Source organism: Burkholderia sp. MSMB1589WGS (assembly GCF_001636105.1).
Lineage (GTDB): Bacteria > Pseudomonadota > Gammaproteobacteria > Burkholderiales > Burkholderiaceae > Burkholderia > Burkholderia humptydooensis.
Window position 1 is genome coordinate 182,619 of the sequence record NZ_LNJT01000008.1, and the last position, 13,581, is coordinate 196,199.

At 68.7% G+C, this 13,581-nt stretch carries 15 protein-coding genes; 3 read left to right on the forward strand and 12 right to left on the reverse strand.

Annotated elements, in window-relative coordinates; translation table 11 throughout:
• Positions 1–19: 19 nt before the first annotated feature.
• From WT16_RS18825 to WT16_RS18870, 10 genes are read right to left on the reverse strand one after another with little or no spacing between them, the layout of a single operon-like run.
• A complete protein-coding gene (locus tag WT16_RS18825; protein WP_063533952.1) occupies positions 20–835 on the reverse strand; it encodes an aspartate dehydrogenase in 816 nt (271 codons plus the stop codon).
• A complete protein-coding gene (locus WT16_RS18830; protein WP_015604105.1) occupies positions 828–2,501 on the reverse strand; it encodes a thiamine pyrophosphate-binding protein in 1,674 nt (557 codons plus the stop codon). The genes WT16_RS18825 and WT16_RS18830 overlap by 8 nt, the downstream gene beginning before the upstream one ends.
• Entirely contained in the window at positions 2,494–3,291 is a 798-nt protein-coding gene (locus tag WT16_RS18835) for an SDR family oxidoreductase (protein ID WP_015602774.1), read from the reverse strand. Before WT16_RS18835 ends, WT16_RS18830 begins: the two co-directional genes overlap by 8 nt.
• A complete protein-coding gene (locus WT16_RS18840) occupies positions 3,288–4,142 on the reverse strand; it encodes an IclR family transcriptional regulator (protein WP_015603863.1) in 855 nt (284 codons plus the stop codon). Before WT16_RS18840 ends, WT16_RS18835 begins: the two co-directional genes overlap by 4 nt.
• Positions 4,139–5,053, reverse strand: a complete 915-nt coding sequence (locus WT16_RS18845) for an alpha/beta fold hydrolase (RefSeq protein ID WP_015602947.1) — start codon at positions 5,051–5,053, stop codon at positions 4,139–4,141. The genes WT16_RS18840 and WT16_RS18845 overlap by 4 nt, the downstream gene beginning before the upstream one ends.
• A 16-nt stretch (positions 5,054–5,069) precedes the next feature.
• Positions 5,070–5,597 carry a cupin domain-containing protein gene (locus WT16_RS18850; RefSeq protein ID WP_009914832.1) on the reverse strand — a complete coding sequence of 176 codons (528 nt, stop codon included), beginning with the start codon at positions 5,595–5,597 and terminating at the stop codon, positions 5,070–5,072.
• Between the two features lie 38 nt (positions 5,598–5,635).
• Positions 5,636–6,406, reverse strand: coding sequence for an SDR family oxidoreductase (locus tag WT16_RS18855; protein WP_063533953.1), 771 nt, complete (start codon positions 6,404–6,406; stop codon positions 5,636–5,638).
• Entirely contained in the window at positions 6,403–7,470 is a 1,068-nt protein-coding gene (locus WT16_RS18860; RefSeq protein WP_015603807.1) for an aromatic ring-hydroxylating dioxygenase subunit alpha, read from the reverse strand. Before WT16_RS18860 ends, WT16_RS18855 begins: the two co-directional genes overlap by 4 nt.
• Before the next feature lie 34 nt (positions 7,471–7,504).
• Positions 7,505–7,816, reverse strand: a complete 312-nt coding sequence (locus tag WT16_RS18865) for a recombinase-like helix-turn-helix domain-containing protein (protein ID WP_059930043.1) — start codon at positions 7,814–7,816, stop codon at positions 7,505–7,507.
• A 1-nt stretch (position 7,817) separates the two neighbouring features.
• Positions 7,818–8,135, reverse strand: a complete 318-nt coding sequence (locus WT16_RS18870) for a non-heme iron oxygenase ferredoxin subunit (RefSeq protein WP_009914826.1) — start codon at positions 8,133–8,135, stop codon at positions 7,818–7,820.
• Between the two features lie 435 nt (positions 8,136–8,570).
• On the opposite strand from WT16_RS18870, the gene WT16_RS18875 reads away from it, so the two are divergent.
• A complete protein-coding gene (locus WT16_RS18875; RefSeq protein ID WP_063533954.1) occupies positions 8,571–9,659 on the forward strand; it encodes a porin in 1,089 nt (362 codons plus the stop codon).
• Between the two features lie 60 nt (positions 9,660–9,719).
• On the opposite strand, the gene WT16_RS18880 is transcribed toward WT16_RS18875, so the two are convergent.
• Entirely contained in the window at positions 9,720–10,670 is a 951-nt protein-coding gene (locus tag WT16_RS18880) for an IclR family transcriptional regulator (protein ID WP_063533955.1), read from the reverse strand.
• 78 nt (positions 10,671–10,748) lie between these two features.
• Positions 10,749–11,375: an alpha-ketoglutarate-dependent dioxygenase AlkB gene (locus WT16_RS18885; protein WP_063534894.1), complete on the reverse strand. Its 627-nt coding sequence runs from the start codon at positions 11,373–11,375 to the stop codon at positions 10,749–10,751.
• Positions 11,376–11,506: 131 nt separating this feature from the next.
• Here WT16_RS18885 and WT16_RS18890 point away from each other — a divergent pair, with 131 nt between their 5' ends.
• Together WT16_RS18890 and WT16_RS18895 are read left to right on the forward strand one after the other, a co-directional pair.
• The gene (locus WT16_RS18890) at positions 11,507–12,091 is read left to right on the forward strand and encodes a malonic semialdehyde reductase (protein WP_009914821.1); all 585 of its coding nucleotides are present in this window, start codon (positions 11,507–11,509) and stop codon (positions 12,089–12,091) included.
• A 63-nt stretch (positions 12,092–12,154) separates the two neighbouring features.
• Positions 12,155–13,330, forward strand: a complete 1,176-nt coding sequence (locus WT16_RS18895) for a metallophosphoesterase (protein ID WP_063533956.1) — start codon at positions 12,155–12,157, stop codon at positions 13,328–13,330.
• The last annotated feature ends 251 nt before the right edge of the window (positions 13,331–13,581 follow it).

Here is a 13,581-nt window from a genome sequence, read left to right on the forward strand (position 1 = left end):
TGTCCTGACGTTGAGCAGTTCAGATCACGCAGCACGACGCGCGGTTGCGCAGCGCGCGAATCGCGCTGAACGCCGTCAGCGCGGACGTCTTCGGGTTGTCCGGCAGCGGCTTGCCGCACATCTCGATCGACATCTCGCCGAACGCGCCGCGCGCGACGATCCGGTGCACGTTGCGCGTAACGGCCGGATCGGCGATCAGGCGCACCTTCGTCGCGTCGAGGCCGACGCCCGCGAGCGCAACCGTCGCCGCGACGTTCGCGTTCTTCGGATAGCGCTGCGCCGCGTCGCGCGCGCTTCCTTCGAAGATCGTCTGCTCGGCCGTCATCGCGCGCAGATCGCAGATCGCCTCGGCCGGCGTGCCGAGCCAGCCGAGCGGCGGCTTGCGGCCGATGTACAGCACCTCGTCGAGGCCGCCCTGCTTCGCGGCCGCGAGCGCGTCGATGCCGCCGATCGCGCCCGACAGCAGCGTGAGCGTCGCGCCGCCTTCGTCGGCCGCGTCCGACAGCGCGCCGAGCAGCGCGAGGTCCGACAGCGCGCCGATCGATGCGACCGCGCAATCCGTGCCCGCCTTCAACAGCGGCACAACGTGGTCGGCAAGCGCGCCGTGCCCCGCGCACTCGAGCGCGAATTGCGGACGGTACGCGAGCGAGCCGACGGACGACACGACGTCGACGCGCTCGCCGAGCGCGCCGCGCACCGCATCGCACTGATGCTCGGGCACGATCACGTGCGCGACGCGCAGCGCCGCGTCGTGCTCGACCGCGCGATAGACGGCCTCGCCGATCGCGCCGAAGCCGATCATCGCGACGTCGACGGGAGCGTGAGCGTTACGCATACTGGCGCTCCGCGGGCGTGTCCTTCTTGACGGGTGGGCCGGCGAACGCGGTCGCGAACGCGCCGACCGACAGCATGTCGACCTCGACGAGCACTGGGCCTTCGTGCGCGAGCCCTTCGCGAACGATGCGCTGCGCGTCGTCGAGCGACGTGAGCCGGTGATGCGCGAGCTTCAGGCTCGCGCAGAACTGCGCGAAATCCGGCTGATGCAGATCGACGTAGCAGCGGCGGCCGCCGTACTGCGCGTCCTGGATGTTGCGGATCACGCCGTAGCACTGGTCGTTCATCAGCACGATCATCACGTTCGCGTTCTCCTGCACGGCGGTCGCGAGCTCACCGACGTTCACCATCAGGCCGCCGTCGCCGACGAGGCACACCGTCTTCGCCGCCGCGCCCGCAAGCGCCGCGCCGATCGCCATCTGCATCCCCTGGCCGATTCCGCCGCCCAGCGCATGCACGCCCGCGCGCGGCTCGAAGATCCTCAGCAGGCGGTTGCCCCACGTGCTGTTCGAGATCGTCACGTCGCGCACCCAGTTGTAGTCGCGGCCGAGCGCCTGCTGCAGCGTGTCGACGAGGCGCTTGTACGGGCCGAGCCCCTTGCCGACGTCCGCGACGGCCGCCTCGCGCGCGGCCTCGAGATCGCCGGCGAAGCGCGGATCGGCGGCGAGCTTGCCTTCGAGCCGGTCCGCGAGCTCGGCGAGCACGCGCTTCGCGTCGCCGTGCACGAACAGGTCGTTGCGATAGCCGCGGTTGTCGGCGAGCGCGTCGGCATCGACGCGGAACAGCGGGCTCGGCAGCGCGAGCTTGTACTTCAGCGTCTCGTTGCCGCGCAGCCGCGAGCCGACGACGACCACCGCGTCGCACGTCTTGTAGAAGCGCTCGACGGCCGCGTGCACGTTGAACGCGCCGAGCGTCGCCGGATGATCCTCGGGCAGCACGCCGCGGCCCTGCACGCTCGTGACCACGCCGAAGCCGAGTGCGACGAGCCGCTCGACTTCCGCGCGTGCGTGCCGCGCGCCGCCGCCGAGCCACAGCAGCGGCCGGCGCGCGCTCGCCAGACGCTCGGCGAGCTGCGCGACGCGCGCGCTGTCGTGCTCGCGCACCGCGACGTGCGGCGGCGCGAGATCGTCCGGCCACTCGATCCCGGCCGCCTGGATGTCGATCGGAATCTCGACCGACACGGGGCCGCTCGGCGCGGTCATCGCGACACGCACTGCCTCGCGGATCGTCGGCAGCACGGATTCGACCGTGCGCACGCGATACGCGGCCTTTGAAATCGCATTGAGCATCGACAGTTGATCGGGCGCCTCGTGGATGTACGCGAGATCCTGATCGAGGTACGGCGTCTCGATCTGCCCGGTGACGTGCACGAGCGGGGTGCCGGCCGTCAGCGCCTCGACCATCGCGCCCGCCGCGTTGCCCGCCGCGGTGCCCGTGCTCGTGAACGCGACGCCGAGCCCGCCCGACACGCGCGCGAGGCCGTCGGCCATGTTGACGGCGCCCGCCTCGCCACGCGCGCCGACATAGCGGATCTTGCCGCGCGTGTGGATCGCGTCGAGGATCGGCATGTTGTGAATCGAGATCACGCCGAAGGCGGTCTTCACGCCGCATTGTTCGAGGAAGGCGGCAATCAGCTCGCCGACCGTGGTCGTGGTTTTGTTAGACATGGCGTGCAAAGCCTCCTGATACGTCGATATGGCTGCCCGTCGTGTACGACGACAGATTCGTTGCGAGATAAAAGAGCGCCCACGCGGCCTCGTCGGGCCGGCCGAAGCGCGCAAGCGGAAGGTTCTTCTTCGCGGCGAGCGCGGCCGTCCACGCTTCCCACGATTCGCCCGGCGCGGCCTGCGCGTGGTAGCGCCGCCGCCACTGCTTCGATTCGACGACGCCGATCAGGATCGAGTTGACGCGGATGCGCTCGGGAGCGAGCTCGTTCGCGAGCGATTTGACGAGGCTCAGCACACCCGCGCGCGCCGACGATGTCGCGACCATGTGCGGCTCCGGCTGCAGCGCGAGCAGCGAATTCACGCAGGTGATCGCCGGCGCGGCCGACGCGCGCAGCAGCGGCAGGAACGCGCGCGTCGGGCGGATGATGCTGAAGTACTTCAGCTCGAGTTCGTCGCGCCACGCGTCGTCCGTCGTGTCCGCGAACGTCGACACGCGGCCTTGGCCCGCGTTGTTGACGAGCATGTCGGCACCGCCGAAGCGCTCGGCCACGGCCTGCGCGAACGCAGTCACGTCGGCTTCGTCGAGCACGTCGCAGCGCGCGGCGAGCACGCGCTCGCTCGGGAACTGCTGCGCGAGCCGCGCATGCGCGCTCGCGAGCCGTTCGTCGCTGCGCCCGCATATCGCGACCGACGCACCCGCGCGCAGAAAAAGCTCGGCGCAAGCGTAGCCGATGCCGGACGAGCCGCCCGTCACCACGGCGACCTGCCCGCTCAAATCGATCTGGATCATCGCAATCCCAATGCCTTCAAATAGGTGTTTTCGTCGTCGGCCCGGTAGTTGAGCCGCCGCGACAGTCCGCCCGCCGCGCGCACGACCTTCTCGATCAGCCCGTCGGCGACGAGCGCCGCATCGATCTCCGGCCGCGGCACCGTCACCGTGACGACCGCGACGATCCGGCTCGCCTCGTTGCGCACGGGCGCCGTGACGACCGAGATGTCGCGCTCGAACGCCGAGTTGCCGATGCCGTAGCCGCGCCGCGCATCGGCGCGAATCACGTCGAAGAGCGCGTCGACAGTCTCGGGCGTCGCCTTCGTCACGCGTTCGAGCTCCCGCTCCGGATACAGCGCGCGCAACTCGGCGAGCGACAGGTCGCCCATCAGCACGTGGCCGTGCGTCGTCGCGTGCGCGGGCAGGCGCGTGCCGACGTTCACCCGCACCGAGCCGAACGCGTGCCCCGCGTTCTGCGCCTTCGCGACGAACACCACGTCGCGGCCGTCGCGAATCACGATGTGCGCCGTGAAGCCCGTCGCATCGCGCAAGCCTTCTATCACCGGCAAGCCGAGATCAGTCAGCTCGAGCGAGCTCAGGTATTCGAAGCCGAGGCGCAACACCGCGACGCCGAGGCGATAATTGCGATCCTTGTCCGCGCGCTCGAGAAAGCCGAGCGACTCGAGCGTCTGCAGCAGACGGAACACCGTCGTGCGCGGAATGCCGAGCCGCTTCGACAGCTCCGGCGCGCCGAGCACCGGCTCGCGCGGCGAGAACTCGGCCAGGACCCGCAGCCCGCGCTCGAGCCCCGGTACTACGTAGTTCGAATCATTCTTCGCGTTGTCGGCGTCCTTCAGCAGCGGTTCGCTCATGTCGCGCCTCGCGATCCGTCGCATTGACGGCAAAAAGCGTCGATCAACGCACTGTACGCATCGGGCGCTTCAACGTAGCCGGCATGGCCCGCACGGGGAATCACCTGCAGCCCAACACGCGCCGCGCGCGCAATCCGCTCGCATGCGGCGGGCGGCGTGATCGCGTCGTCGCCGCCGACGGCGACCGCGACGCGGCCGCGGTAATGGACGAGATCGGACGCGAGATCCGCGTTCGCGAGCAGATGCGTCGCCTGCGCATAGCCGGCGGGCGCGATGCGCGCCATGTTCCAGTGCACCCACGCGCGCGCCGTGTCGCTCGCATGCGCGGACAACAGGTTTGCGCTGCGCTCGTCGGCGAGCCCTTGCGGGCCGAGCGACGCGAGCAGTGCGAGACGGCTGTCGCGCCGCTCGGCCCGCACGTCGGCGGGCGTGCCGCCGTAGCCGCCGGCAGGAGAAATCAGCAGCAATCCCGCAAGCCGCTCGCTCGCGATCCGCGCGAACGCGCCGGCGACGATCGCGCCGAGCGAATGGCCGACGAGCACGCAGCGTTCGATGCGCAGCGCGTCGAGCCACGCGGCGAGCGACGCCGCGTAGTCGGCCGCGACGGGCGAGCCGGCCGCGACGCGTGACGATGCGCCATAGCCTGGCGCGTCCCACGCGAGCGCGCGACGCGTCGCGCCGAGCGCGTCGAGCTGGCGCACCCACGACGCCGCACCCGATCCGATCCCGTGCAGCAGCACGACGGGATCGCGCCCGGCTTGCTCAGTGCGCTCGCCGTACGATTCGCCCGCCTCGCGGTAGCCGATCGTGCCCGCGTCGCCCGCCGCCGCGTGTCGCTCGGCGAAGCGTTCGAGCAGCGCGGCGAAAGGCATCGCGCTCGCGCCGGCTGTCGTCGTGGAAATCGCGCTCATCGTCGTCGTCCGTGCATCAGCGCTTGATCTTCGAGAGCGGCGAATCCGGCGGATACGTCGGCGTGATCGGCTTCGGCGAGCCGAGCATCACGCACATCAGCGCGTCTTCGTCGCCGATGTTGATTTCGGTCCGATAGACGCCCGGCGGCACCGAGATCAGGTCGCGTTCGCCGAGCACCGCCTCCCACGTCTCGCCGTCGCGCTCGCAGATCACCTTCATCCTGCCGCGCAGCACGAAGAAGATTTCCTCGACGTCGATATGAATGTGGCTCGGGCCGACGTTGCCGGCCGGAATCACCATCGTCGAAAACGTGAAGCCGCCCGCGGGCACCGTGTTCGCATCCTTCGCGACGCCCGTGCCGCCCGTGCCCACGTAGCGCATTTGCGCGCGGCGGTATTTCGGATCGAAATCGGCCTGGAATTTCAGCGCGTCCCAGTCGTAACGGCGCGTCTCGAGGCGCGCGACGCGCCCGTCCATCCATTCGGCGAAGCTCTCGCCCGCCGTCTGGTCCCACGATTTACGCTCGATATCGGCGTCCGCCATCGTCATCTCCTTCAAGAGTGCTAAGTGCTAACAATCGGTCAATGCATCACGAAGCCGCCGTTCACGGGCAGCAACTGCCCCGTGACGAAACGCGCGGCATCGGACAGCAGGAACAACATCGGCCCCGTCACGTCGGCCGGCACTTGCACGCGCGGCAATGCGCGGCCCTGCAAGTAGTATTGGCGGCGCTCGGCCGGCACGTATGCGGTCGCCTCGACCTCGGTCAGGCCCGGCGCGATCGCGTTGACCGTCACGTCCTGCTCGCCGAACTCGCGTGCGAGCGTGTGCGTCATCGCGATCACCGCGCCCTTGCTCGCCACGTAAGCGAGCAGCTTCGGCGCGCCCCACAACGCAGTGTCGGACGCGAGATTCACGATCGCGCCGCGGCCCGAGCGCGCGAGATGGCGCAACGCCGCGTTGCACGCGAGCCAGACGCCGCGCACGTTGACGTTCATCACCGCGTCCCACGTGTCGATCGAAAGCTCGGTCGCGCGCTTGCCGCCCGAGTTCGTGATCGCCGCGTTGTTCACGAGGCCGTCGATGCCGCCGAGCACGCGCGCGCCTTCGTCGACGAAAGCGGCGACGCTCGCCGGGTCCGCGAGGTCGAGCGCGACGAAGTGCGCGTCATGGCCCGAGTCGCGCAAGCGCTGCGCGAGCGCGCGGCCTTCGGCTTCGAGCACGTCGCCGAACGCGACTTTCGCGCCCGCCGCGACAAGGGCCTCGACGAACGCCGCGCCGAGCCCGCGCGCGCCGCCCGTGACGAGCACTCGGCGGCCGGCGAGCGCGATCGCCTGCACGGGCGCGCTCATGCGCGCTCCGTCGCGGGGGCCTGCGCCGCGCGATGCGCGCCGAGCGCGGCGAGATGCTCCTGCGCGCGCTGGCGCAGCATCCGCCGCACGCGCGTGATGCCGACGTCGTGCTGATACAGGTATTCGTGATCGCGCGCGTTCGGCGCCATGCTTTCGAGCACGTAGCGGTCTTGCTCGAGCACCGCCCAGTGCAGCCCTTCGAGACGGTTCCGATACAGGAAGCGCCACACGTCGCGCTGCCAGCCCGCAACCTTGCGGGTGCGCCAGAAATAGACCTGGCAGTGGTCGTCGTCGATCGGCGTCGCGAAGCCGACGATGCCGAAGCTGCCGCCCGGGCCGAACTTGCGCTGATACGGAATCGCGAGGCGCAGCCAGATGCAGCCCGTCTCGCCGAGCTCCACCCAGTCGAAGTTCACGTCGCGCTGGTTGACCTTCTCGAACATCAGGCCCATCTCGGTCTTGTGCACGCGCATGTCGGCCTGCTTGTCGCCTTCGGCCATCGAATGCGACGTCGCGTGCAGATACGCGCCGTGCATCGGGTCCATCACGTTGTCGATCGCATACTGGTAATTACAGGTCCAGTTCGACACGCAGACGAATTGCGCGTACTCGGGCCCGACGAGTTCGTCGGGCAGCACGAGCGGCGCGGGCTCGCGATGCGCGTCATCGCCGAACCACAGGAAGATCGCGCCCGCGCGCTCCTCGACCGGGTACGACTTCACGCACGACTGCCCTTCGAGCGGACAGTTCGACACGGCCGGCACCTTCGTCACGGTGCCGCCGCCGTTCACTTCGACGCCGTGATACCAGCACGCGACGCGATCGCCGAGATTCCAGCCGAGCGACAGGCGCGCGCCGCGATGCGGACAGCGGTCCTCGAGCGCGTGCACGTTGCCCTGCCGATCGCGCCACAGCACGATCTGTTCGGACAACCGAGTGATGCCGACGGGCGCGCTCGACACCTGCCAGCTCGGCGCGACGGGATACCAGTAGTTGCGGATGCCGCGGTCGAGATACGCGCGCACCGGATCGGCGCCGGGGTTCGTTTGGGCGGAAGACGTCATCTGTTTGCTCCGGAAGCGTTTGAGGGCGGCTGCGTCATTCGGCGAGCGCGGCGAGTTCCGCGCAGAAGCGCTCGGCCGTCCATTCGGCGCCGTCGGGCGCGCGAAAGCCGATGCGGTTCAGGCCCGCGACGACGTCGGCAAGCTCGGCCGCGCCGCCTTCGAACACACGTTCGAGCGCGTCGCCGAGATCGTTCTCGTACTGCGTCGGCTCGGCCTTGCGCGTCTGCCACACGAGATTCGGCATCTGCCCGGGGATCTCGATCTGCCCCTTGCCCGCGACGTTGTTCGGCTGCGGCGCGCGCCACGGCGTGAGGAACGGATTGAAGTTCACGGTCGTCTCGTTCATGTCATTCCACCTTGATCTGGATTTCCTCGCCGGCGAGCCGCACCGCGTACGTCTTCAGTGCGCGGCCGCCCGGCCCTTTCAGGCACTGGCCGGTCCTGATGTCGAACACGGCCTCGTGCAACGGGCACTCGACCGTGCCGTCGTCGACGAAGCCTTGCGTGAGAAGCGCATACGCGTGCGGGCAGACGTTCTCGAGCGCATGCAGCTCGTCGCCGACTCGGTAGATCCCGATCTCCACGCCGTCGGCGCGCTTGAACTCGATCGGCGAATCCTCGGACAACGCGCCGGCGTGTCCGGCGCAAACCCATTGTTCAGACATCTCACACCCTTTCTTCAGGTCGATCCGCTTGTTTGTTCCAAATACGGAACGTTAGTTTATGGATGGTGATTATAGGAGCGTGCTTCGAAGATCAAAATAAAAAGCTGCAACGCCTAGGGAAAATACCGAGACCGCGCTTCCGCCCGATGCGATCCAAGCCACGCGGGATGGGCATGGAGCGGAATTTTCGGGCTTTCCGTCGATCTTTCAATGCGTTATCGGCATGTCGTCGGACGAATCGCGGGCTTCGCGCCCATTCGAAAATTTATTTTGTTCCAGCCGATTTCCACCCCTATACTCGATTCCGCTAAAGGTACGAAGTTCCATACATGGAACAAAAGAAGACCCAATATTCATACGCGGGAACGCGCGCGATCGGCCGTTTCGCGCACGGGCCACCACCCGCGTCATTTGGAGCGAAGGTCAGGAGATCAGATGGTCAAGCATGCGGTAGCAGCATTGCTCGGCGCGGGCGCCGTCGCCGGCGCGTGGGCGCAGAGCAGCGTCACGCTGTACGGCAGCCTCGACGCCGGCGTCGCGTACGTGAACAACGTCGGCGGCGGCGCGAAGTGGTCGATGATTCAGGGCAACACGCAGCCCGATCGATGGGGATTGAAGGGCGTCGAGGATCTGGGCGGCGGCCTGAAGGCGATCTTCCAGCTCGAAAACGGCTTCTATACGAACAACGGCCAGATGGCGGCGGCGGGCACGATGTGGAACCGCCAGGCGTTCGTCGGCCTGAATTCGGACAGGCTCGGCACGCTGACGCTCGGCCATCAGACGCCGTTCAACTTCGACTGGCTCGACCCGCTGTCGACCGCGTTCCTCGCGCAGAGCTGGTACGCATTCCATCCGGGCAACCTCGACCAGCTCGCGGACACGAGCTCCGTGCCATTCAACAACTCGGTCAAGTACCGGTCGCCGATCTACGCGGGCTTCACCGTGGGCGCGATGCTCGGCTTCGGCAACACGACGAACTTCTCGAACGGCCGGACGATGAGCTTCGGCGTCAACTACGCGAATGGCCTGCTCAAGGCCGCCGCCGTCTATTCGAACGAGCACGACCAGGCGTTCTCGATGGCGACCGTCGGCGGCATCGCCGGGCCGGGCGGCACGTTCCAGGGCATGCCCGTCGCGAGCTACGTCGCAAAGAAGGCGGAGAACATGGGCGCGGGCCTGTCGTATCGCTTCGGCCCGCTGCTCGTGCACGGCCTCTACACGCACGTGAAGCTGCAGGCGAATGGTCACTCGGACACGTTCCAGAGCTACGACGCCGGCGCGAACTACCAGAGCTCGCCGTTCAACGTGATCGCGGGCGGCGCGGCGAGCTCGACGCTCGCCGGCCGCCGCTGGACGCAGTTCGAGCTCGGCGACACGTATTCGCTGTCCAAGCGCACGCAGCTCTACGCGAACGTGCTGTACGAGCACGCGAGCGGCAACGCGAAGGCGGCGTTCTTCACGGCGGGCGCGTCGAGCACGGCGAATCAGGTGATCTTTCTGGCGGGGATTCACCACTCGTTCTGAGCGCGGCGCGAACGCGCGCGCCGCATACCGCGCGCATCGATCGACGCGATCAGAACGCCTTCAGAACAACGCGACCTTGTGCCGCGCATGCGCGGCGGTCGGATCGCTGTCGAGCGGCCGATAGTTCAGGCGCTGCGACAGATCGACGGCCGCGCCGCACACGAGCTCGACGAGCCGCTCCTTTTCTTCGGCGGAGCCGATCTCCGAGCGCGGCACCGTCGCGGTGATCGCCGCGACGATCGAGCCGGAATGGTCGCGCACGGGCGCCGTCACCGCCGAGATCCCGCTCTCGAACGCCCCCTCGCTGAGCGCGTAGCCGAGACGCGCGTAATGGCGCACGCGCTCGTACAGCGCGTCGACGGTCGCGGGCGTATGCTCGGTGAACGCCTCGAGCCGCTTTTCCGGATAGAGCTGGCGCATCGCGTCGCGCGTCAGGTCGCCCATCAGCACATGGCCGTGCACGGTCGCGTGCGCGGGCAGCCGCGTGCCCACGTGCACCTTCACCGAGCCGAACATCGGCGCGTTGCTCTGCGCCTTCGCGACGAACACGACGTCGCGGCGATCGCGGATCAGCAGATGCGTCGACAGCCCGGTCGCGTCGCGCAAGCGCTCGAGCACCGGTGCGCCGAGGTCGGTCAATTCGAGCGAGTTCAGATATTCGAAGCCGAGGCGCAGCACGCCGACGCCGAGCCGGAAATGGCGGTCGCCGTTCGCGCGCTCGATGAAGCCGAGCGCTTCGAGCGTCTGCAACAGGCGGAACGTCGTCGTGCGCGGGATGCCGATTCGCTTCGACAGCTCGGGCGCGCTCAACACCGGCTCACGCGCGGAAAATTCGGACAGGATGCGCAACCCGCGCTCGAGCCCGGGAACGAGATACGACGATGCGCCGCCCGCGGCTTTGTCGTCGGCCGCGTCAGGCGCGGCGAGCGCACCGGCCGGGGCGCGGCGCGGCTTGCCCGATGCGGCGCCGGCGGCATGCTTGCCCGCGGCTGTCGTAGTGGTTTTGGCCATGTCGGCTGCAGTGGACGGAAAGAAATCGAATCATAACGCGAAGGCCGCGCGGTTTCGACGCGCGGACGCGGCCCGCCTTCATCCGCGCGGACGCGGCCTCGCGCGGCGCGCGTCCGCGGGCGGCCCGCTCACCCAGCGAAACGTCAGGTTGATCCGCTCGCCCTGCACGGCGGGCTCCTTCGGCACGCGATGCCGCCACTCGCGTTGCGTGCGTCCGCGCATCACGAGCAGGCTGCCGTTCGTCAGCCGATACGCGTGCGCGACACCCGTTTCGTTGTGCCGCAGATCGAACACCCGCGTCGCGCCGAGGCTCAGCGACGCGATCACCGGCTCGGGACCGAGCTCCGGCTCGTCGTCCGCGTGCCAGCCCATGCTGTCGAAGCCATTGCGATAGCGGTTCAGCAGCACGCTGTTGAAGCGCGCGCGGCTCGCCGCCTCGACCATCCGCTTCAGCTCGAGCACGGCGGGCGTCCACGGCGCCGGCTCGTTGCGGATGCCCGAATACACGTAGACCGCGTCCGACTCACCCTGCCACGCGGTCAGGCGCGGCAGCGGCAACAGGCCGCGCGGCGTGTGCATCGTGTCCTGCCGCCACGCGACCTCGTCGACGAGGCGCGCATGGAACCGGTCTGCATCGGCGGGCGCGAGCCAGTCCGGACGCCAGTCGACATCGGGTTTCGGCAGGTTGTCGAACAAATCGAACATCATCGGTCAAAATCTCGGCATCCGGCTATCATCGCGGAATGGCGCGAACCGCAACCCGCGATCCGCGCCGCCCTGTTCAAATTCTAGCCGCGCGAACGCCAGACCGTTTGCGCGCTCATCCGGATCCCGACATGACTCTTTCCGATTCCGCTCTCGATCAAATTTTTCGCACCGCGCGCACGCACAACGCCTGGCAGCCGAAGCCCGTCGACGACGCGCTGCTCCATCAACTGATCGAGCTCGTCAAGTGCGGCCCGACGTCGGCGAACTCGAGCCCCGCGCGCTTCGTGTTCGTGAAGTCGCAGGAGGCGAAGGCGAGGCTCAAGCCCGCGCTGTCCGAAGGCAATCTCGCGAAGACGATGGCCGCGCCCGTCACCGTGATCGTCGGGATGGACATGGAATTCCACGAACATCTGCCGAAGCTCTTCCCGCACGCGGACGCGCGCAGTTGGTTCGCCGGCAACGACGCGCTGATCGAAGCGACCGCGTTCCGCAATTCGTCGCTGCAAGGCGCGTACCTGATCGTCGCCGCGCGCGCGCTCGGCCTCGATGCCGGCCCGATGTCCGGCTTCGACCAGGCAACCGTCGACGCCGCATTCTTCGCCGGCACGTCGATCAAGTCGAACTTCCTCGTGAACCTCGGCTACGGCGATCCCGCCGGACTGTTCCCGCGCAGCCCCCGCTTCTCGTTCGACGAAATCGCGCGCATCGAATAAGCGCGCAACGGCGGCGCGTTCGCGCGCCGCCGCCCCTCGGCTTCCCCCTGTTTCCTTCCGCCCATGCGACGCGTTTCATCGTTTCTGTTGCGCCTGACGATCATCGGCGTGCTGCTGCATGTGTACGTCGGCTTCCGTCTCCTGCCCGACCTCGCGTCGCCCGCCGCCCGCTACGCGGGCGCGCTGTGGCTCGTCGCGTCGTGCCTCCTGATTCCGCTCGGCATGCTGTCGCGTATGTTCGAGCGGCAGCCGCTCGGCGATCGCGTCGCGTGGGCCGGGCTCCTCGCGATGGGTTTCTTCTCGTCGCTGCTCGTGCTCACGCTCGCGCGCGACGTGCTGCTCGCATCGCTCGTCACCATCGACGCGCTCGCGCCCCGCGCGGTGTCGCTCGCGCACTGGCGCACGCAGACGGCGGCCGGCGTGCCGCTCGCGGCGCTCGCGGTGAGCGTCATCGGCTTCGTCAATGCGCGACGCCGCGCGCGCGTCGTCGACGTCGCGGTGCCGATCGACGACCTGCCCGCCGCGCTCGACGGCTTCACGATCGTGCAGATCAGCGACATCCACGTCGGCCCGACGATCAAGCGCGGCTACGTCGAGGCGATCGTCGAGGCGGTCAACCGGCTCGAGCCGGACCTCGTCGCGGTGACGGGCGACGTCGTCGACGGCACCATCGCGCAGCTCGCGGGCCACGCGGCGCCGCTCGGCCGGCTGCGCGCGCGCCACGGCGCGTTCGTCGTGACGGGCAATCACGAGTACTACTCGGGCGCCGACGAATGGATCGCCGAGTTCCGCCGCCTCGGCCTCGAAGTCCTGCTCAACGAGCATCGGACGATCGACCACGGCGACGGCCAGCTCGTGATCGCGGGCGTCACCGACTACTCGGCGGGCCACTTCGACCCCGCGCATCGGAGCGATCCGGGCGCGGCGCTCGCGGGCGCGCCGGTCGACGTGCGCATCCGCGTGCTGCTCGCGCACCAGCCGCGCAGCGCGAGCGCCGCAGCCGACGCGGGCTTCACGCTGCAACTGTCCGGGCACACGCACGGCGGCCAGTTTTTCCCGTGGAATTTCTTCGTGCGACTGCAGCAGCCGTTCACCGCGGGACTCGCGCGGCTCGGCGGCCTGTGGGTCTATACGAGCCGCGGCACCGGCTACTGGGGGCCGCCGAAGCGGCTCGGCGCGCCGTCGGAGATCACGCGCGTGCGGCTCGTGCGCGACGGCGTCCGCCACGCTGAGCGCTGAACGCAACGTCGACGACGAACGCGCGATGCACCCGCGCGTTCGCCGCGGCCGCCCGCGGGTTGACTCGCGCGACGGGTCGCGCCTAGAATGCCCGCCATCCATTCTTTCAGGAACCGTCGTGGACAGTAGCAGCGCAACGTCCGCACGCCGCTTCGCCTGAACGCCTGCCGGCCGATTCGCCGCCGCGCGCGTTCGTCGGAACGCGTGCGATTTCCCGTTTCACACAATCGCATCGATTCGCGCGCTAAAGT